Origin of the sequence: Dorea sp. 210702-DFI.3.17 (assembly GCF_020560825.1) — a bacterium.
GTDB lineage: Bacteria > Bacillota > Clostridia > Lachnospirales > Lachnospiraceae > Dorea > Dorea formicigenerans.
Genome location: NZ_JAJCNB010000014.1, coordinates 44048 through 63601 on the forward strand (window position 1 = coordinate 44048; position 19554 = coordinate 63601).

The window sequence follows — 19554 nt, forward strand, 5'->3', positions numbered from 1 at the left end:
ATAGACAATCAGTTAAATCTCCACACAAAGCAATAAAGGATATGATTTAAAGCAGCCTTTCATTTATGATCGACTGCTTTTTTCATATTCAAAATTAAAAAGAAAGGGCTGAATTACGATGGAAGAATGTAGCGTATTGATTGAAACGACCAAATCAGCAGAGGATAACACCGAATTGCTGAACTGGAACAGCAGATAGAGAAAGGACGTGATATAGATGAACGAATCCAGAGAATTAAAGAACGCCGAACAGTTGGAAGAGTTTCTGCTCCTGACCGAGGAGATACAAGAAGAACTGGAACAGAAAGACCAGCTTATCGTGGAACTGAAGACGCAGCTCAACGAATCTCTGATCTTGAACGAGAAATTAAACAAAGAGAACAGAGCCGGGAATATTCAAGCATTAAAGAACGACTTGAAGCTGGCAGACAGAGCATTGCGGAACGAGAAAGAGAAGCTGCGAAGCGCAAACGTCATGATCGGGGAATATCAAAATAAAATACGCTGTTTAACACAACAACGGGATTATGCCCGGACACATCAGAAAATCGTAGAGATACCGGTAGAAAAGCCGGTACTCTATGAAAAATGTGAATCCTGTGACCGGACAGCCTATCAGAATGAAAAAGCGAAATACGGAACACAAAAAGAGCGACTTGCCGGACAGTATAAAGCAAAAACGGTAATGTTCCAAACAACCTTGTTCCTTCTTGCATGGTATTCGCTGACAACCACTCTTTTTCAGGCAGTACAGTCCGATGTGTTCCTTTCCGATTGTAAATCATTCTTCCATGATGCAGCGTCATTCCTACAAACTTTTATCGGTTGGACAATTGATGCCGGGCAATCTGTGGCACAGATTAGCACAAAAATTCCAAATCCTTTTATAGCCGGAATGGTATATTGGTTATTTCTGATATTGGTTGTCGGAATATGTGTGGCAGGGACAGGGATACTGGCGATACTGATAGAAATAAAGGTTATAGAATTATATAAGAAAAACTGTTGGGATGTTATTACTCTACTGATGATACTGACAAGTACTGCTGTCATCATTTATTTTGGAGAAGCAATTAAAAAAGCACTTTCCGTAAATCTTCTATTGCTTTTCGTACTTTCTCAGGGAGTATATCTTGGAATCAGATGTTATTTGAAAAATCGGTTAGGTACCAAGCAATATTGGTGAAAACATGCTAAAAAACGTATAATAGCAGGGGATAAAACATCGTCCCCTACTATTATATAAACAGCGAAGTTTTACCCATCTCTCTCTTTTGAAAGATTCGCTACTTGTGGAACCGAGATATAAGGTTTCGCCTGTGTTCTTTGGTGTATCACTACCACATTTCTCTGTACCGATGTAATCTTTCTGCATACGGAAGCAAGAGATACAATATTCCTTATTTTAAAACATAATTACAATTCCTGTTTGACAAGAACGATCATCATAGAAGGATTGTATTTGTCCCCACTCATAATAATATTCGACGCCTGTCATACTCTTTTTACTGGGAGTACCTAAGCATTTCCTTAAAAACCTATTATTTTCTTCTTGCAACTTTTCTAAGACTGTACCATTCATTGTCTCATATTTCGTAGAATACTTTTTGTCTGCTCGAACCAATTCAATCTTTTTTACTTTTCCATGTCTTCCATAGATTGTAACATAAAACTTCTTATAAAGCCATTTTAAAGGTTTCTTAGAAATCAATATTGTATAAGAATACTCTGTTTGAGCAATCTTAAAATCAATTTCTTTAAATAGGGAAATACTTCCTTTGGGAGTAATTTTATATCCCCCTATTTTTAACATATCTTCCTTTAGCTCATCCTTTATTTGGATAATCTCCATACTTACTATAAAAACAACATAGCCTTCACACACTACAACGGTAACTATTTTTGCCCATAGCACATCTGGAACAAACATGTTCCAAGCTATAACAGGAAGCAAAGCTACTCCTACCGCAGTCACCAGTAGAAGCACCCTCCAAATATAATTTTTCTTTCTTTTTCCTTCATTAGTTAAATTTTCATCATAATAAAGATGACCTGGGGCTTCGAATGAGTTTAATAGAAATTCCTTTAAAAATGACACCAGAACCGCTCCCCAAGAAGATTTCTTTTGTTCCTTCATATTACCCAATCTCCTCTGCTATATGATTATTTTTCATTCTATTTTTTACTTAACTTATACATTAGCAAGATTTTTAGTTATTCTTCTAACAATATTTTTATCCCCGCTTTTTCTGCTTTATGCGAAAAGTCAACAGCAAATCCCCATCCCATCTCTGCAAATTGCCATTTCTTCGTTTTTTTGTAATTTTATAGCTTTCAACTGTAGACACTTTATTTAATTCAGGATATAACTTCTTAAGTGTAAGTATTTGTTTATTTCTGCTTATTTTTTCATTCCATATAATTGTTAATTTAACCTGTTTTCTTTCAAAAAAACCCACCTTACATAAATCTGCATAGCAGGCTTCTGGTATTGATATATCATTGTTTTTTAACATTTTTCTCCTTTATTTAATTTTATAAAAAACTTCTAAGCCCTATTAAAAGAAATATGAAGCCTATTAGAGGAACAGGTATCATACAAATGAGAAACACATTAAATTTTTTCCTTGCTTCATCAGTATTTTCTTCTTTTGTTACTTTTGCTTTTTTCATAACTATAAAAGGGAATATCAGTAATAATAATCCTCCAACTACTGCTAACAATATTTTCATCTTATATATTCCTTCCTTATCTTTAAATAAATATTAATCATGTATCGTACTATATTCCAATCCTAATGCACTTTTTCTTCTACAAATTCTTTTACTATCGCCTATTGATGTATTTTCATATTCACTGTTTGAAACAGTATATATTTCTCTTTTACCATTACAACTTACATATAACTCTCTATCTCTAGTTTTACCACTGCTAATCTTTTTGTCTGTTACAATTGCAATTTCATGAGTTGCCCCATCAAATGTAAATAAAAAATTTATTGGGAAGCTAATTGTATATGCGATTATAAAAGCAGCAAATACAACTGAAAGTTTACGTCCAAATTTCTGTGGTACATCTGTTTTTAAAGATTTAATAATAAATGGCAGTGCAAGTAAAGCAGTAATAATTGCCGTAATCTTCATATAGTTTCCAAATTCATAATTAAAGAGTTTACTCGTATTCAGGGATAAAAGCATTGCTATTGCTGCACCCATAAATGGTAATTGATACGCCAGTTCTTGTCCTTTTTTTGTGGTGACTTCTATAAATATATATGGATAATATTTTATATACACTGCATATGTAATCATCAAAACCATTATAAATATAACTAACATTGTTTTGCCACCAATAAAAAATGCTACCGCATCAGCAATTATTAGAATCCAACCTAAAGCTTTTAAAAATTGCTTTGTTTTTTTACGCTTTTCTTTTTCTATTGTTTTTGACATATTTTTGATAGTTGTATTCTCATTACATATAGATTTATAGAAATTCTTTTCTATCCAGTTTAAAGCAGGTACATACTTTGATACATCTTTGTTCTGTTCAACTAACTCACCAAAATCCACAAGATCTATTTCATGTTTTATAAGTGTATCATATAAAATATCATAATTTACATACACTTGCTCCAGAGTAACAAGTCTATTGTACATCTTATCAATTAATATGACATCTGTTCTACCATTTAATGGAATCATTAAAATACAACGAATATCATTATATTTTATATGCTGAGTTTTCTTAACCAGATAGCTAAATACAATTTCATCTTCATTTACTACAATTATTTGTTTCTTGTATGCCAAAATTAAAGCAATACCTAAAAATACAAAAGGCATAAAACATATCGCAACCCCCATATTTCCTGTAACAAATGTTACCAGTACGATTATTAAAAAAAGAACTGTTGTTACTATTCCTAAATTTTTTACAAATTTACTTAATCTAATGACATTATCCATAAACTCAATCTCCCTATATGATTCACATTTTTCATTTTTTACGTTCTAATTTCTTCTTATCCTTTTTTATTTCTGCAATCTTTACTTGCAGCCAGTCCACATTTCTATTTCGGGCAGAAATTTTAGCGATTTTTTTCTGATTTTTATATAAAATAAGAGCTTCTCCAAATAAATTCTTTTTTCTTTTCATCTGGGTAATATCCGTTAATCTTATTTTACAGTTCTTCCTTAAAAATCCATTTCTATATAGCCATCCATCCTTGACAATTGTTTTGTCCATTAAAACATAAAATAAATTTCTAATTATCTTTTCATAAGTTCTTATAACACCGATATATCCCTATTTTACAGGCTTTATCGGTGTTTTCTTTTTGGCAGATACTTCTTATAACCACTCATAAATCTGCATTCTTACTAAGTCCGTTTTCTTTTGGAAATATTTTTTCAATGTCACGAAAGCGGTTTGCACAGAATATATGTGGTAAAATATTCCAAGCGTGAATGGAATGGTCGCAACCGCTGTTTGTTATTGTGAGTTGTCCCCATGTTACTGCCGAATTGAACGCATTATTTAAATAGCTCATATCCTTTTCTTGTAATGCTAAGTAACTTCCTAAATAAACAATCTTTTTTCCGAAATTTTCATGCAATAATTTCAGCCATATAATAATCTGTTCTTCTGGCTTTTTACTTTGACAGTATTTCGTATACTTCTTTAATCGCTCATCAATATATGCGTTCATGTTGGCATATCCAAACATTTTATCCACATTTTGTAAATATAGTTTGATAAGTTCCTTTTTTTCCATAGAGTACCTCGTTTCACTTATAAAATTTTGCTATTTGCTACATAAATGCTTTCAATCCCATTAGAATAAGTATAATAGCAATATATACACCCCACTTATCCCAATTATAAGTGTCATAATAAAATTGAAAACAATACAAACTTTCTTCTGATTTAAAGAAAAATGTTCAAATTTTTCAAGGTTGTATTGACGAATATAACTTTTAGTAATTATGGAATAAATTGAATAACCAATAGCAATGATACTTGAAATAATAGCAATAATATCAGTCATTTTACAATCCATATCTTCCCTCCTAAAAAGTTTGCATATCATTACCACAAAAATTAAAATATTATAATGTTTAAATTTATTGTTTTTCTTTTGTGAAATAGATACTTTTTATATCACATCTTATAAAATGCGGTTTTGCCTTGTAAATACAGCGTTTTCCGCCTGTTAGTGTATAGTGTCTTTTGTTTTTTGTGCCCCCCTTGTTAGATAACGGGGGCTTAATCTTCGCTCGCCACAGGCTCGCTCACAGACGAAGTAAACCAGCCACTTGCAAGACATGGCAGAAAAATCTGAAAGATTTTCCTGCCACCGTGTCTGGATCACTCCGTCTGCCTAACTAATAATATAGTATTATGTAAAAATGTCATTTTATTTAGGTACATCTACCGAATAGCTTAAACAGTCACCTCTTTTGTTACTTTGTAAGTCATTGTAATACCATAGATACATGACTCTGTCATATACATTGATTTCAATTACACCGTCCGGTTTTTGTCCTTCTACTTCCAATGAATAGATTTCTTTATCATGTGCATAGCCGTAAACAAAACGCTTGCTTGGATAATCGGGGTTTAAGTCTTGTTGGAAATCACTTAATTTCAAAGAAGAGTGAATAAGCTCTGTAATATCATCTAACAAAATTCTATCTCGTTTCGTTGTAACCGGTGTAGCATTTATAAATGCGTATTGTGTATGCCCATTCTGTATCTGCTTTTTACAACGAGCCATTACTAAGCCTTGAATATCATCGTTATCATTTCCAGCCCGATAGAAAATCGTATCATATTTTTTGCCTTGCCATATATGCAAGGTTTCATCAACATGATTAAGAAAATCAGCAGGAACCGAAAGTTCCTCATTTTCAGCATTCAAAGTGGAAAGTTGAATAGCTTCTTCAATCGTGTCATAATATACAAGCTTGGCATTATTTTTATCATAATCATTTATCGTAAATTCCACGTATTCATTATCTTTATTTTCTTCTTCCGGAACATAAGTATAACGACCATTTTCAATATGGTCATCATATTCAACATCAACAAATAACCCAATCCCTATCAGAGCTACAAAAATCAAAGAAATCGCTCCAATTATGATTAACATTATTTTCAAAAATTTTTTCATGGCATACACTTCCTTAATCACTTCAAGTTTATCTATTATTATTTATCATATTATATCATTAGAAAATTGAGTAGTCATCACTTTTCTAGTATCTGTCAGAATATTTTTTATTCCATAAATTATCAAGAGTGTAAACATTGCTACGCAACAAGCTCTTGACAATTCATGTCCTAAAAAATGATTAATAATCAAGCAGAAAAAGAATAGTTATACTGTATTACAGCAACAAAAAAGACATCTCATATTCTGTATGAAATGCCAATTTTGCCTTTATTTATGCTGTTTTCTCTGTCGTATCAAGGTTCTTTCATTCGTAGTAAATTAGTGGTAAAATTCTTTTATTTTTTGTTTCATATTGCTTAAAATCCCTGTGTTTATGCGGATAATTCGATTTTTACTCTTTTTGGGATAAAAACTGCATCACAATATCGAACCAAAATATAAAAATCAATTTTATCTCTTTATCATAATTATATACATCAACTAACCACATTGTAAAGCAAAAAGCAAGCCATTTTCAGACTTGCTTTCCACCAGATTACTGCACCTTATTGCCAAATCATCTCCTTATTCAAAATTCCCTTTTCACACTCTTGTATAGTATTTATTTGCTACCCATTCCATCTGTTTATCTGCCTTCAACTCTTCCTTAATCCCCTGTGTCTATTTCATTTGCTCTACAATTGACTATTATTCCAGCGATTATATAAAAACCATAACCAATACAAAATATGGAAACGGTGCTTCTAACTATACCGCTAAAGCCTTTCGCCATTATCCCGAAAATAGTACTCCAGCAGAGAAATAGCGCCAGCAGACATAAAAAACTCGAACCCCTTGTAAAATGGGCATCAGAAGTTTTCTACCCGTTATTCTTGTTCTATAATTCAAGTGAATCTTCTGAATCTATCCACATCTGTAAATTGCCATCGAGATATAATCTTGCATATTCTAAAGGCTCATCCACAGCCAATGAAGTAAGCGCACATTCTGATCCATATGTGGTTTTTAAATCTTTTTCAGCTCCCCAGCAATCAATGCGAAGCATATATCCAACACTTATGCTTTTCTCTTTTTTTCATTCTATCACAAGCTCACCATTAATCATCATTTTTTTGATATTTTTTCTTTTCCCCCACTGTAAAACAGGCTCTCAGCGTTTCGTTATATAGAGGGGTACACATACAGAGCAAGATCCACCCGTGTTTAACAGTATTGCCACTTGGCATCCTGTTCTCCTATGGGTTTTATCTTGATGGGGATCTCCCCATACCCTCTTCATAACAGACGTTTCACTTGTCTGTTGGTTTCACCTAAAGGTGTTCACAGCACTATTTCTAATATCGGAAGGGACAGCCGATATTGAAATACGTGGACTCCCAGTGGGCGGAATAGTAGCAACGGAAGGAGGAGTATGAGAACAAAAAACAAAGATAAAGAACTAAATCACAGACATTTTGTTGCAGTACGACTGACAGATGTCGAACTCAATTTGCTGGATCAAGGAGCTACTTGTTTTTCAATCTCACGATCTGAATATCTGAGAAAACTTCTGCTTGAGAAGCAAATCAATCATCAGATTAAAGTTGTTGCAGACATGAACGATCTCAGAAAACTGGTCAGTGAATATGGAAAGATTGGATCGAATCTCAATCAGATTGCCAAGCATTTTAACAGTGGTGGCAGTCAGTCACGTGCTATAGAAAATGAGATTCATCAGTGCATCACGGACTTATTCCTATTAAGAAAAGAGGTACTGAAACTGGCAGGTGGTATGAATGGCAATCGTAAAACACATTAAAAGCAGAAATGCAAATTACTCGGCTGCTATCAATTATCTTCTGTTTGAACATGATGAAAAAACCGGGAAAAAGATTGTAGATGAATCCGGACGAAGCATCCTGCGAAAAGAGTTTTATATGGATGGACTGAACTGTGATCCGATGTCTTTTGACAAGGAATGCGAACTGACAAATGCTCATTTTCACAAAAATAAGAAACGTGAAGATATCAAAAGTCACCACTACATTATCAGCTACGATCCAGCCGATGTTACAGAAAATGGACTTACCGGCGAGAGAGCACAGGCAATCAGTTTGGACCTTGCAAAGCAGATGTTTCCTGGATATCAGGCACTGGTAGTTACTCACACCGATGGCCACAATGAATCCGGAAATATCCATACTCACATCGTCATCAACAGTGTGAGGAAGACTGCAGTGGAAAGGCAGCCTTATATGGATAAACCACATGAAGAAGTTGCCGGATACAAGCATCGTTCCACGGATAAATTCATGAACACTTTTAAGAAAACTGTCATGGATCGTTGCCTACAGGAAGGACTTCACCAGATAGATCTTCTTGCTCCGGCTGAAAGAAAAATCACTCAGAAAGAGTATATGGCACAGAAACACGGCCAGCAAACAATAGATGAGATCAATCGGAAAATTATCGAAGATGGTCTCAAACCAACATCCACCGTATTCCTTACGCAGAAAGAATATTTGCGACAAGCGATTGATGAATGTGCTGCCACTTCCAATAGTTTTGATGAATTCCAATCTAAACTTCTGGAACAATTTCAGATCTCTGTGATTGATCATCGGGGCAGATACAGCTATCTTCATCCTGATCGACAGAAGCGGATTACTGAACGTGCACTGGGAACACGATATGGAAAAAAACACCTGGAACAGACCTTCTTACGCAAGGATCCATTGACCATTCTCTACGTCAGATCTCACCTGCGCCTGGTTGTAAATCTCCAGACAAATGTGAAAGCAATGCAGAGCCCAGCTTATGCTCATCGGGTAAAACTTTCTAACCTGCAGCAAATGGCAAATACCATTATCTATGTGCAGGAACATGGATTTGATACGCAGTCAGATTTGAAAAACACACTGCTTGCCTCAAAGCAGGAACTAAAAGAAGTGCAGACACAGGTTGCTCAGCATCGTTCCGATCTAAGGATCCTCAATGATCAGATTCGTTATACCGGACAGTATTATGCAAACAAGGAAATTTATTCCCAATTTTCAAATGCAAAGTACAAAGGAAAGTACCGAAAAGAACATGCTAAGGAAATTCAGAAATATGAAGAAGCCAGAGATTGGCTGAGATCCTTTTATCAGGATGGAAAGATGACAAGCCTAAAAACTCTGACTTTACAAAAAGAAAAACTGCAACAGCAGATAGCTTCCGAAGAAGAAGCAATAAGCAGCTTGAAAGAAAAATTAAAAGATCTGGATACTGCCGATCAGAATGTTGATGCCATTCTTCAGATGCAGATTCCGGAACCAGTGAGATCAAAAACCAAAGATCTCGAACGATAATTATCACATAACAAAGGAGGAACTATCACATGACACAAGAAGAATTTAATGTTGTATTTGAACTTCAGATGAGAAAGTGTGCCGATATTCTGGCACATAAAAAGAAAGAATATACCGGTGACAATATTGACCGCCTCAGCGCATTCAAGATTGCTGCCGCATTACAGAACTGCGATCCAAAAGCAGCACTGGCCGGTATGATGTCGAAACATGTCGTATCCCTTTACGATATGTGTTATTCCACTCTGTTACATTTTGACATGGAACAGTGGGATGAAAAGATTACAGACTGCATCAACTATCTGATTCTTTTAAAAGCTCTGGTAAAGGAGGAACAGGCCTATGGATCACATTGAAACAGCTATCTTAAACTGCTATGGGATCCGGGAAGCAGAACAAAATATGGTCTTTGCTGCCAGACTCACACAACACGGTCATACGATCCAGAACATGGCAGATCTGATGGAGCTTTACCATCAGTCCTACAGTCAGAACACCGTAGAAAACATTGCAGGACTTCCCCATCCGACAGTACAGAAATTCATGGTCATTACCGTGGCTGTTGTCGGTGCAAGCAGACGCTTCCTGGCACAGATCACAAGGCATCAGAACGAAGTAAAGTACATGAGTGCATCTCTGCAGTACAGTAATTATTCCGGTCACGCTGCATTTGCTATTCCATATGGAATCATGAAAGCAAATAAAGAAATCCAGGATATTTACAAGAAAAGCTGTCAGTCAGATCTGGATCGTTATGCAGAGCTTTGTGAATTAGGTATTGATCATGATTCAGCCGGATATGCTACACCTCAGGGACTTCGAAACGTATTGATCATCAGCGCGACACCTTACCAGTGGAAGCATATGATTGGCCAAAGAACCTGCCGAAGAAATACGGATGAAACAAGGATTGTGATGCTACAGATCTGGCAAAGATTGTACAAATTAAGCCCAATCCTTTTTGCACCGGATCTTACCGGTCCATTCTGTCAGAGAGGAAGCTGCATGGAAAAACAGATGTCCTGCCAGAATCCCATTTCAAAGCTTTGGATACCGTCAGATATCTTAAAAGCAGATTATCCATTGCTCATCAGGAAGGAGGTGAGCAACCATAAAGATTAAACTGATTGACTTTGGTCTGAAAGCAGATCATCATCCCTTCCGGCCACATGAAAATGATGCCGGTGCTGATGTATTCATGCCTTATGATTGCGTATTAAAACCAGGTGAGGTTGCAAGAATTCCACTTGGATTTGGTCTCATCATCCCCGATGGATTTGCCGGATATGTCTTTCCACGAAGCAGCATGGCAGCAAAAGGACTGGTATGCGAGCTTCCACCGATCGACTCCGGTTACCGTGGTGAGATCCATGCCATTATCAGCAACGTAAGCACATCTTCTCAGACCATTCATAAAGACACACGCGTCGGTCAGCTGGTGATTACACCGGTCGTGATCGCAGATTTTGTTCTGGACCTTGGTAATGAACGAGGAACCGGGGCTTTTGGAAGTACAGGAGAATAATACTATGATTACATTTGGAAGAAAATTAAAACACTTAAGACAGAAAAATCATCTCACCCAGAAAGAACTTGGCATAGCTGTTGGATTTCCCGACAGCTGTGCTGATGTCCGGATTGCTCAATATGAAGGCGATGTCCGAACACCAAAAGAGGATCTTATGAAACTCTTCGCATCAACACTCGGTGTTCCGGTTGAACTCTTTACCGTACCAGTACTCTCAGAACCTAGAGAGTATGAAGCGGCAGAATATTGGAGGTATGAGTTAGGGGCGGAACTAGATTAATTGTCATAATACTGAAATGAGGCAACGGATTTTCCGCTGCCTCGCTTTTATCATTTTGAGGGTAATTGAAAATATCCTCCTGTGTTGAGCAATCCTCTTTTTCTGCGCTTTATCTGCATATCTATATATTTCATTTTATTTCTGTTCCATCGATAAAAAGCACATATTTATCCGGATTATGAACAAGATCATAATCTTTTCCATATTCAATTGGTCTAAATTCTATCTGCATAATGGATTCGCCATTTTCGATATCTTCTTTCCAAGAATATACGGTCATATCAAGGCTGGTTGCATATCCATGATCTGTAGAAAATTTTATTGAATGAAATGAATTCTCTTTATACATTTTTAAAAGCAGTCTTGCAAATGCTTCTTTATCAGAAATATTTTTTCTGTTAGCAACTACTGTAAGATTTTCATCTCTATTCATAGAAAAACTGCCAACTACATCTGGATCACCTTCTTTATACTTTAATAAGCTTTTTCCAATTATCATTCCAACAATAATCGAAAAAACGATAGCAACAAATACAAGTGTTATATTATTTTTCTTCATTTTATCAAGTTCCTCAGAATTATATATAAGTCTTTAGAACTACTATATCATATTTTCACGTTAAACCAAATAAAAAAGAAGAGCAATAAGCCCTTCCATCTTCTTATTCACGTATTTATTCCACCAATGCTCTCACTGCATTGATAATTCTCTGTTGCTTTTCTTTAGGTAGTTTCTCTATCATTTCAGATAATTCATTCGTAACGCCGCTAACCGAATGTGTCACAACATCAATCAATAGTGTATCTGCTGAAACATCTAATGCATTTGCAATCGCAATAAAAGTATCAAGTTTTGTTACTTTCAGTCCTCTCTCTATAACACTTACATGAGTTGGACTCAAGTTTACCAGTCCTGCCAATTCTTCTTGTGTAAGATTCTTAGCTTCCCTTGCAGCTTTTATTCTCTGACCAACCGCCTTTAAATCCATTGTGACACCTCCTCATATAATCAAGTGTTTTTTATTGAAAATTCAAGGTTTTTCAACCTTTCATATCTCAGTGAATAAGCCACAGCTATGAGCATTTCGATGTATCAGGTACTGAAATAGCGGTTAAATGGTATACGAAATAAAACGTCATTGATTTTCGCTTTACTGGCCTTGTGTATACCCTTCCCTCTATGGCAGCTAACCTCCTATATCCACCAGGATCATCTCTGTCTCCAGAGGTCCTAACTTCCTTCGTCCTGCCTGCCCATAACCAGGGTGTCAGCTATGCTCCTTTACGGGGTCTTGCCCCATGGTGTCTATTTCTGCCGACTACTGGCTCATTCTTTGTATTGTTGATTACTGACTCGCTTCCTGTTCCAGCACTGTGACCAGTGGACGTTATCTGTTACATTCTGCTTGATTCAGTGACTGCCTAGATGACAGCCTCCATTATAGTTACTTGTCTTTCTTACGCAGCCTGTAGATAAACTGCCGGTCTCTTGATGTCACTGACCATTTTTTTCGGATCATAATCCACACCTTTCGTCAGCATCGCATAAAAGACTCGTATCAGCTTGGCTGCAATCGCCATAAATGACTGCATTTTCTTCAATGGATTCATTCTTCTGGTTGTGTAATAATTATGGAGCTCCCTGAACTCCGGGTTCTTCGCCACAAGCGACATTGCAACCTCAAAGAGCAGGTATCTGAGTCTCTTTCGGCCTCGTCTGCTTATTGTTGTCTCGCCCTTGTGCTTTCCCGAACTATTTTCAACCAATGCCAATCCTGCAAGCTTCTGCAGTTCCTTCGGATTGTTGAAGCGGCTGATATCACCTACTTCTGCAAGGAACCCTGACACTGTCCTGATTCCCACACCTTTGATCTCCAACAGCTTTTCAGCCATCGGAATCTTTCTTACCAATTCTTCAATTAGAACCATAACTTCCTGCAGACGTGTATTTCTGGATTCATAGTCCTCCAGAAGCATTCGGATTTCCATTCTTGCAGCTACTGCTCCTTCTTTACTTCCAACGCTGTGCTCAGCAGCTTTTATCAGGGTCTTCGCCCTCGCTTTTCCAACTGCTCTTAACTTTGCATCCCGCCAGATTTGATTCACTCCATCGATACCTAACGTCAGGATATCTTCAGGAAGTGGGGCGGCTTTAAGGATGAGCATTCCGCTCTTGGCATCCGGCTTTCCGTATACCGTCTTATATTCAGGAAAATATATATTGAACCAACGACTGATCCTGTTTTGAATTCTTGTAAGTTCCGCCTGTAACTGGAATCTTATGTTTGATGCTGTTCTAAGATCAGCGTAAACACCTTCCGGCAGGTATGGGATCATGTAACGCCCCTCTCTAACTAAGCCTGCTATAACTTTCGGATCCTTACGGTCATTTTTAGTTGGATGATTGTCGTCGAGTTCTTTTGATTTTTTCACATGGTGAGGATTTACAAGAACCGGTTTCATTTCATTATCCTGTAGAAACTTTCCAAGATTGAACCAGTAATGCCCGGTCGGTTCCATACCTGGAACCACCTTATCCTTCTCATGTCTTTCTTTGAGGTCCAGGATCCATTCCTTAAATGTCACAAATCCGGCCTCTGTGTTACTAAACTTAAATGGCTTCTTCGAATACTCGATTCCTCTGTAATCAAAAGCTCTGGCATAGTGCGTTTCACTTCCGACATCAATTCCGAGTACCAAAGTTTTTTCTGTAATAGCTTTAATTTTTGCGTTCTGTGTGTTAGACTTCATTGTAGATACCTCTCTGTTCAATAAGATTTTACTAACCTGCCAGTCAGTAGTCTCATTGTACTCTGAGGTATTTTCAATTTTCAACATCCACGTTTTTTATTATACAGGAAGCTCCTTTAGAACGATAATTCGGTCTAAAATTAGTATAACGATTGATCTTTAAAACATACAGAATCTACAGATTGTTAACTTGTTCTTTAGAACTATTTTAAATTAAAAAGGCCCAAAAGGGCACTTTCCCTTTTGAGCCTATACACTTTATCAGCTAACGTATTTTGCTTTCATTTTTTCTCATGGTCATGAGGCTTTTTTCTCTTAAATCGCATTCTATGAATCCTTCGATTGCTCTTTCTGTTCTTCAATAATTCGTTCGGTTGCTTTATGAATTCTATCCTTGGAATAGGGTGGTCTTAAATTCAATGATAACCGCCCTTTTTTAATCATATACGTTTCACTACCATCCTCCGAAGATCCTTTCAACCAGCAATCATCCGGATACTTCTCCGCAAAAGACCTCAACCGTTTCTGCAAGCTCTGATTGAAGGTATACACATCATAGAATCCATCATCTTCATTAGTCAGAATAATCGTTTCTTTTTCACACTTTAACCTTCGCATATTCTATCCCCGCTTTCTTTCCATTTCCTGATCCAGGTACTTTGGTATCGGCTTTCCGGACCGGCGAGCAATGGCAATCTGTTTCTGATGCAGTCGTTTGATTACGGACCTTCGTTTCTTAGGTTTATTATTTTGTTGATTTCGGGACGTCTGTTTGTTGTTGCGTGCATCAGAAATTTTTTCCAGGTTCTTCTTCTGATTATTCACCAGACCGTCCACCATATCATAGTTAGCTTCTGTACCAGATTCTCTGCTTCGTTCATAAGTGCCGTTCTGGTAGAATTTCTGGTAATGTTCCAGACGGATTTTACCATCTTGTTTTAGCTGTTCGACCGGATTTAGCGGTACCTGCTGTTGGATGTAATCATGAATCTTTTGTTTTGTCTTTTCATCGAATTTCTTACATTCTTCGACAACCATTTTTCCATAAGCATCCAGGATAACACCCTGGGCCTGATCTCGGTATACCTGATGTTCCATCAAATAAAACTGTTTTCCATCAATAATGACGGTGTCTGTTGCAATCCAGTTCCCCTTTTTCCCATCAATCTGATAATTCTCAGTTTCCATAGTGATCAGTGCACCGGATGTGTTGATACGAATAAATCCGGCCAGATACTGTGGATAGTTCTCATCTACATAGTAGCAGCTGATTTCTCCATTCTTGTTCAATACGAGCACGTCACTGACTTCGCATTGATTTTTCGTCCGTTTCCAGATGTCAGCGACTTTTTCATTTTCCTGCATTTCATGAATCGAGATTAATCGGTAATTTTCGACAGTAATCGACACATTCTGCTGTCTTGCCTCTTGATATGGCAGATGCCACAGTGCTTTTCCTGCTGTCTGCTGATCTACTCGGTAGACTGCAAATTGATTAAGCTTCATAGGCATCATCCTCCAAGTTATTCAGATAATAATTCAGATCCAGAGAATAGTAGTATTTGTCTTCGATCTGCTGTAATTTTCCAACTGTAGAATTGATGATCTCAATTATTTCATCATTCTCAGGATCACTTTCTTCCTGTTCCAAAACTTCCAAAGCTTCTTTCAGTGTTTGGATTGTTTCTTCCTTTGTGTGCTGCTGGAAGATAGCAGTAATAGTCAGTTCGTTTTCTTCCAGGTTTACATTTCTCATAGGCTCATTTCCCCCCTTTTCTTTTTCGGTATTGGTTTCATCTGTATATTCAGCTCCTTCTCGTTTTTTTCTTCGCTTATATTTTTTTCGTTATCCACTTTCTTATTGGATTCCAGAGGATTTTCCACATTTGGATGTCTTTCTTCCAAGTATTTTTCCACACGACTGATTGCATTTTGCACATAAGAATTTTCTCTAAATCCAGGAATCGAATTCAAAAATTCTTTCTGTATTTTTCCTTCAATCATCAGACTCTGCATTCCTTCATAATCACTTCCGTCTTTCAGATCAAAGCCAACACATTTCAGTCCATGCATACGTTCTGATGGGATTTTCTCATAAGCTTCCAAGGCTTCTGGTAATGTCAGGTCATAATGTACTTCACCCATTACAGGAAATTCAGCACATTCAGCCGCATAAAAGCTGATACATGTAAGATCATTTTCATAATCCACATTTTCTATTTCCGGGACAATATCGAGTATTTTTTCTCTTTGTGCTGCAAAGTCTGGAAGTTCTGCAAATCCAAATCGATCCACGTAATATGCCTGCATATCCCCACCACGGTTTGTAATGATAACATCACTGACCGACATAGAATGTGCTTTATAATCTGCCGGTGGATTATCGTTGAACATAGCGTACAAATCATCCAGCTTTTCATTTTCATGTAATCTGCCAGAATAGACACATTTATAATTTTCTGCATCGATTGTAATTCCATCTTCTTTGACCATTGCCATATTCATAAATAAATGTTGTTTTCCCGGTGTGTCTTCATCCACATGATAAATCGCATAGAGGTCACCATTACCTCTGAACATTTCTTCCTCTAGGGTATAATCATACTTAAATGGGTACATAGCCCGATCAACTCTCTCCGAAACATCCGTCCCTTCTGCAATCGTATCTTCCAGCCAGTCTTTGATATCTCCCCATGATTCAAACTGCAAATACCCGGCAATTTCATGTGTCCCATCCGGTGCCAGTACAATATGTCCCGGTTCGCTTTCCCGATAATCATAACGGTATCCGGCTGCTTCCAGTGCATCTACCAGAATGCCGTATTTTTCATGTAATTCTGTTTTCTGTTTTTCTTCAAGAATGATTTCCAGTTCTTCTGTAAGCTGATCGATCATTTCACCGGCTGTCTTGCGGATCACATCCATAGATGCTTTCATTTCCTTCATTTCCCGGCTGCTGCTCCACCCTGCAATATAAGGAAAACTGTAATCCGATGTATCCAAACCAAAGGAAGAACACACACAGTAAGCAACAGATTCTGCTTCAACCTCTTTTGTCAGACGGTCTTTTTCTACACCCAGGCTTTCCATGATTTCCTTGTCATGCAGTTTAGCATGGACAGTTTCATGAATAGCAGTCTTTAAGGTCTGGCTTTCACTGAGTCCTTTTTTGATCACGATTTCCTTATCTGCATTGTGATAATATCCATTGGCATTGCCATCGATCTCATCGAATCGTATCGGCACTGGGGATATTTTCTGAATAGCCTGCATGAAAGAATCAAAATCCTGTACAGCTGCAGTCAGTAATTCCGGTGCCAGTGTCTGGATTGGTTCCCCGGATGTCTGAGCAATATCAAAGACGGTAACTGCTTTAAAATGCGGAACTGTAACTTCCACCTGTTCAGTCTTAGGTTTTCCATCGGTTCCCATGATCGGTCGCTGATTTTCATCCAGAACCTCTTTTTCCTTCATTTTCTTATATGGTGCCGGTGCAATGATTGTAATTCCTTTTTCGCTTTCATGACCTGTCTACCCATGGACTGCCAGTTTTTGTAGCTGGTAACAAGTGTGGCATCCGGTCGCTGCATGGCGATCAGCATTGTATTATTAAAGGAATAATTGTGAAACTTTGCCATGGTTTTAAGAAATTCCTGATAGCGGTTACTTGTAAAAAGTTCTTCCACACCGGATTCCAGTGACTGCATAATGCTGTCCATATCTTTTCCCTGAACCGGTAATGGAATTGTTGCTGTCTGCACTGTTGGAATATCTCTTACGTCACCCTTTTCTTTTGTATCTGTTACTTCTTCATAGGGTGCGGTGGCTTCAGTCACCATTCCTTTAGTCAGATCAATATCTTCAACACGAGTAGAAAAACGAACCCTGCTATCTGGAAATTCTCCTTTATCTCGAAAGGAATAGTAATTCCCATTCCGTCCTGTAATGATGTGATCAACCAATGAAATCCCCATCAATTCCCCTAATTCCTGCATTCTTGCTGTAGTCTGGATATCCGATGTAGATGGTGTCAGATTTCCGGACGGATGATTATGAATGAGCATCATTGAATGAGCATTCGAAAGAATTGCACTCTTAAATATTTCTCTTGGATTAATTAATGCTTCATTCAGCGATCCTACAGATACGATATTCATATTGATCGGTGTTAAATCTGCCTGTAAATTAACAATACAAAAGAGTTCCCGATCCATCTGGGAAAGAAATTCATTCATAACACGAATTGCTACATCTGGATTATTCATAGGTTCATTACTATAAAGTGGTGGCTGTTCCACCATACGAATTGCTACCTGTTCTAATTTATCTGCCATCAGCAACACCTCCAATCGGCACATTTATAATAAATTCCTGATCATGTAACGTCTCAATTTGCTTCTTCAATTTTTTAAACGAAAATGTGTGTGATAATCTTTTTCGATACTGGCTGTATCTTAAGCTTGTATTTGTTTTAATGTTCTCTTTCGTCATAATCTTCTCCTTTTCAAAATGCCCCACGACATTTCCTTATGCCGCAGGGCGTTTGCTCATTTAACGGGTTTCATGCTTGATATTAGAGTTCCATATCGTGCTTCTTTGTTTTCGGTTTCTGATCCGGCTGTTCTTTTCCTGCTTTCTCTGTTTTTGCAGCCTGCGCTTCTTTTTCTTTCTGACGTTCTGTAAATCTGTCGGCTTTTTCAAAGACGTGATCCTTTGTGTCAAAGTGATATACATCATTGGTAAGGCGTTCTGCTGGTGCTACCTGAGTCGCATTGACTTCTTTTACCATATCTCTTAACATTTCTGCATCCACTTGCCCGTCATCTGGCAAGACCAGCATTTCATGGATGGATGATGGCAAAATGAAGAAATCATTTCCAAGAAGTTCCCCCATGCTATCCATGAATTCCGGATAAAAGATCACACCGGCTCCATCAATTCTGTCTGTATTCGTAACAACAAAGAATGTCGGCATCTCGCTTGATTCCTGCAATGTTTCCTGCAGCATTTCACGTTCATCCGGTGTCAGCATGAGAATATTTTTCTGGTACATTTCATCTATCAATGCACCTATACTTGATACCTCCGGGATCATGACATGCGGTGAACTTTTCATCGCATCTTCATGAAGCTGTTCTGCAGAGATTCCATACTGTTCAAGCAGATCATTCTTGATAAACATGGAACTTAATCCATCCTGATCCTTGCCTACTGCCACATGATAGGTAATTGCGAGGTCTTCCTTCAGCTGATGTGGAGCATTTTCGAGGACTTCCTTATTTGCTTCGGCTGATGATACACGGATAAACAGCTTGTCCTTCACATCTTCATAATTTAAAATAGCTTTCAGATCAACCTGTATCGGTGCCTCAATAACTATATCTGCAATCTTTCTGCATACAGTTTCCATTGTTACGCCAGGCTGTGCTTTATATGTGCTTTTTGACTGTTGGTTTGCGAATCCGGCACAGATTCAGGCAATCAAAG

Annotated in this window: 25 protein-coding genes and 1 pseudogene; 8 read left to right on the plus strand and 18 right to left on the minus strand. The window is 37.4% G+C overall.

The genetic code is table 11. The features are described 5' to 3' along the window. Positions 1–168: 168 nt before the first annotated feature. Both LI149_RS08655 and LI149_RS08660 read left to right on the plus strand, forming a co-directional pair. Positions 169–498 (plus strand): annotated as a pseudogene (locus tag LI149_RS08655) (conjugal transfer protein); the annotation flags it as partial. Beyond that, positions 476–1186, plus strand: coding sequence for a DUF6040 family protein (locus LI149_RS08660; protein WP_008369915.1), 711 nt, complete (start codon positions 476–478; stop codon positions 1184–1186). The pseudogene LI149_RS08655 and the gene LI149_RS08660, both read left to right, overlap by 23 nt. A 219-nt stretch (positions 1187–1405) precedes the next feature. Here LI149_RS08660 and LI149_RS08670 read toward each other — a convergent pair whose 3' ends face one another. The 8 genes from LI149_RS08670 to LI149_RS08705 all read right to left on the minus strand — a co-directional run bounded on the left by LI149_RS08670 (position 1406) and on the right by LI149_RS08705 (position 7239). Next, on the minus strand, positions 1406–2137 hold the full coding sequence (locus LI149_RS08670; protein ID WP_005334769.1) for a hypothetical protein: 732 nt from the start codon (positions 2135–2137) through the stop codon (positions 1406–1408). Positions 2138–2234: 97 nt separating this feature from the next. Further along, complete coding sequence (locus LI149_RS08675; protein WP_055057068.1) at positions 2235–2516, minus strand: hypothetical protein; 282 nt, start codon at positions 2514–2516, stop codon at positions 2235–2237. A 19-nt stretch (positions 2517–2535) separates the two neighbouring features. Next, positions 2536–2733 carry a hypothetical protein gene (locus tag LI149_RS08680; protein WP_005334773.1) on the minus strand — a complete coding sequence of 66 codons (198 nt, stop codon included), beginning with the start codon at positions 2731–2733 and terminating at the stop codon, positions 2536–2538. A gap of 33 nt (positions 2734–2766) precedes the next feature. After that, a complete protein-coding gene (locus LI149_RS08685; RefSeq protein WP_227143228.1) occupies positions 2767–3969 on the minus strand; it encodes a hypothetical protein in 1203 nt (400 codons plus the stop codon). 31 nt (positions 3970–4000) lie between these two features. Next, positions 4001–4249, minus strand: a complete 249-nt coding sequence (locus LI149_RS08690; RefSeq protein ID WP_005334776.1) for a hypothetical protein — start codon at positions 4247–4249, stop codon at positions 4001–4003. Between the two features lie 115 nt (positions 4250–4364). Continuing rightward, complete coding sequence (locus LI149_RS08695) at positions 4365–4778, minus strand: hypothetical protein (RefSeq protein WP_005334777.1); 414 nt, start codon at positions 4776–4778, stop codon at positions 4365–4367. Positions 4779–5420: 642 nt separating this feature from the next. Then, positions 5421–6176: a hypothetical protein gene (locus tag LI149_RS08700; RefSeq protein WP_040015611.1), complete on the minus strand. Its 756-nt coding sequence runs from the start codon at positions 6174–6176 to the stop codon at positions 5421–5423. Between the two features lie 880 nt (positions 6177–7056). Then, positions 7057–7239: a DUF6061 family protein gene (locus tag LI149_RS08705; RefSeq protein WP_052302926.1), complete on the minus strand. Its 183-nt coding sequence runs from the start codon at positions 7237–7239 to the stop codon at positions 7057–7059. 351 nt (positions 7240–7590) lie between these two features. On the opposite strand from LI149_RS08705, the gene mobC reads away from it, so the two are divergent. The 6 genes from mobC to LI149_RS08735 are packed head-to-tail and all read left to right on the plus strand — an operon-like array spanning position 7591 to position 11316. Further along, complete coding sequence (gene mobC, locus LI149_RS08710; protein ID WP_029471621.1) at positions 7591–7977, plus strand: plasmid mobilization relaxosome protein MobC; 387 nt, start codon at positions 7591–7593, stop codon at positions 7975–7977. Beyond that, positions 7955–9508: a relaxase/mobilization nuclease domain-containing protein gene (locus LI149_RS08715; protein WP_227143229.1), complete on the plus strand. Its 1554-nt coding sequence runs from the start codon at positions 7955–7957 to the stop codon at positions 9506–9508. Before mobC ends, LI149_RS08715 begins: the two co-directional genes overlap by 23 nt. 29 nt (positions 9509–9537) lie before the next feature. Then, entirely contained in the window at positions 9538–9864 is a 327-nt protein-coding gene (locus LI149_RS08720) for a hypothetical protein (RefSeq protein WP_029471619.1), read from the plus strand. Next, positions 9851–10630: an FAD-dependent thymidylate synthase gene (locus LI149_RS08725; protein WP_101872518.1), complete on the plus strand. Its 780-nt coding sequence runs from the start codon at positions 9851–9853 to the stop codon at positions 10628–10630. Before LI149_RS08720 ends, LI149_RS08725 begins: the two co-directional genes overlap by 14 nt. Continuing rightward, positions 10620–11033 carry a dUTP diphosphatase gene (locus LI149_RS08730; protein ID WP_040015613.1) on the plus strand — a complete coding sequence of 138 codons (414 nt, stop codon included), beginning with the start codon at positions 10620–10622 and terminating at the stop codon, positions 11031–11033. Before LI149_RS08725 ends, LI149_RS08730 begins: the two co-directional genes overlap by 11 nt. Before the next feature lie 4 nt (positions 11034–11037). Beyond that, the gene (locus tag LI149_RS08735; RefSeq protein WP_005334794.1) at positions 11038–11316 is read left to right on the plus strand and encodes a helix-turn-helix domain-containing protein; all 279 of its coding nucleotides are present in this window, start codon (positions 11038–11040) and stop codon (positions 11314–11316) included. A gap of 130 nt (positions 11317–11446) precedes the next feature. Here the strand turns inward: LI149_RS08735 and LI149_RS08740 are convergent, their stop codons facing one another. From LI149_RS08740 to LI149_RS08785, 10 genes are all read right to left on the minus strand, one after another. Next, positions 11447–11875, minus strand: coding sequence for a hypothetical protein (locus tag LI149_RS08740; protein WP_005334795.1), 429 nt, complete (start codon positions 11873–11875; stop codon positions 11447–11449). Between the two features lie 115 nt (positions 11876–11990). Then, on the minus strand, positions 11991–12305 hold the full coding sequence (locus tag LI149_RS08745) for a helix-turn-helix domain-containing protein (RefSeq protein WP_005334796.1): 315 nt from the start codon (positions 12303–12305) through the stop codon (positions 11991–11993). 469 nt (positions 12306–12774) lie between these two features. Next, positions 12775–14067: an IS110 family transposase gene (locus LI149_RS08750; protein WP_227143230.1), complete on the minus strand. Its 1293-nt coding sequence runs from the start codon at positions 14065–14067 to the stop codon at positions 12775–12777. A gap of 327 nt (positions 14068–14394) precedes the next feature. Further along, positions 14395–14685 (minus strand): hypothetical protein, encoded by a 291-nt coding sequence (locus LI149_RS08755; RefSeq protein WP_005334797.1) that lies wholly within the window; start codon positions 14683–14685, stop codon positions 14395–14397. Between the two features lie 3 nt (positions 14686–14688). Beyond that, positions 14689–15573, minus strand: coding sequence for a YodL domain-containing protein (locus tag LI149_RS08760; RefSeq protein WP_005334798.1), 885 nt, complete (start codon positions 15571–15573; stop codon positions 14689–14691). Next, the gene (locus LI149_RS08765) at positions 15563–15823 is read right to left on the minus strand and encodes a transposon-transfer assisting family protein (protein ID WP_003864553.1); all 261 of its coding nucleotides are present in this window, start codon (positions 15821–15823) and stop codon (positions 15563–15565) included. Before LI149_RS08765 ends, LI149_RS08760 begins: the two co-directional genes overlap by 11 nt. Continuing rightward, positions 15820–17541 carry a YodL domain-containing protein gene (locus LI149_RS08770; RefSeq protein ID WP_227143231.1) on the minus strand — a complete coding sequence of 574 codons (1722 nt, stop codon included), beginning with the start codon at positions 17539–17541 and terminating at the stop codon, positions 15820–15822. Before LI149_RS08770 ends, LI149_RS08765 begins: the two co-directional genes overlap by 4 nt. Further along, complete coding sequence (locus tag LI149_RS08775; RefSeq protein ID WP_227143232.1) at positions 17538–18401, minus strand: JAB domain-containing protein; 864 nt, start codon at positions 18399–18401, stop codon at positions 17538–17540. Before LI149_RS08775 ends, LI149_RS08770 begins: the two co-directional genes overlap by 4 nt. Beyond that, positions 18391–18558 carry a hypothetical protein gene (locus LI149_RS08780; protein ID WP_005423587.1) on the minus strand — a complete coding sequence of 56 codons (168 nt, stop codon included), beginning with the start codon at positions 18556–18558 and terminating at the stop codon, positions 18391–18393. Before LI149_RS08780 ends, LI149_RS08775 begins: the two co-directional genes overlap by 11 nt. A gap of 82 nt (positions 18559–18640) precedes the next feature. Beyond that, positions 18641–19540, minus strand: coding sequence for a DUF5688 family protein (locus tag LI149_RS08785; protein ID WP_331464047.1), 900 nt, complete (start codon positions 19538–19540; stop codon positions 18641–18643). Positions 19541–19554: the final 14 nt, after the last annotated feature.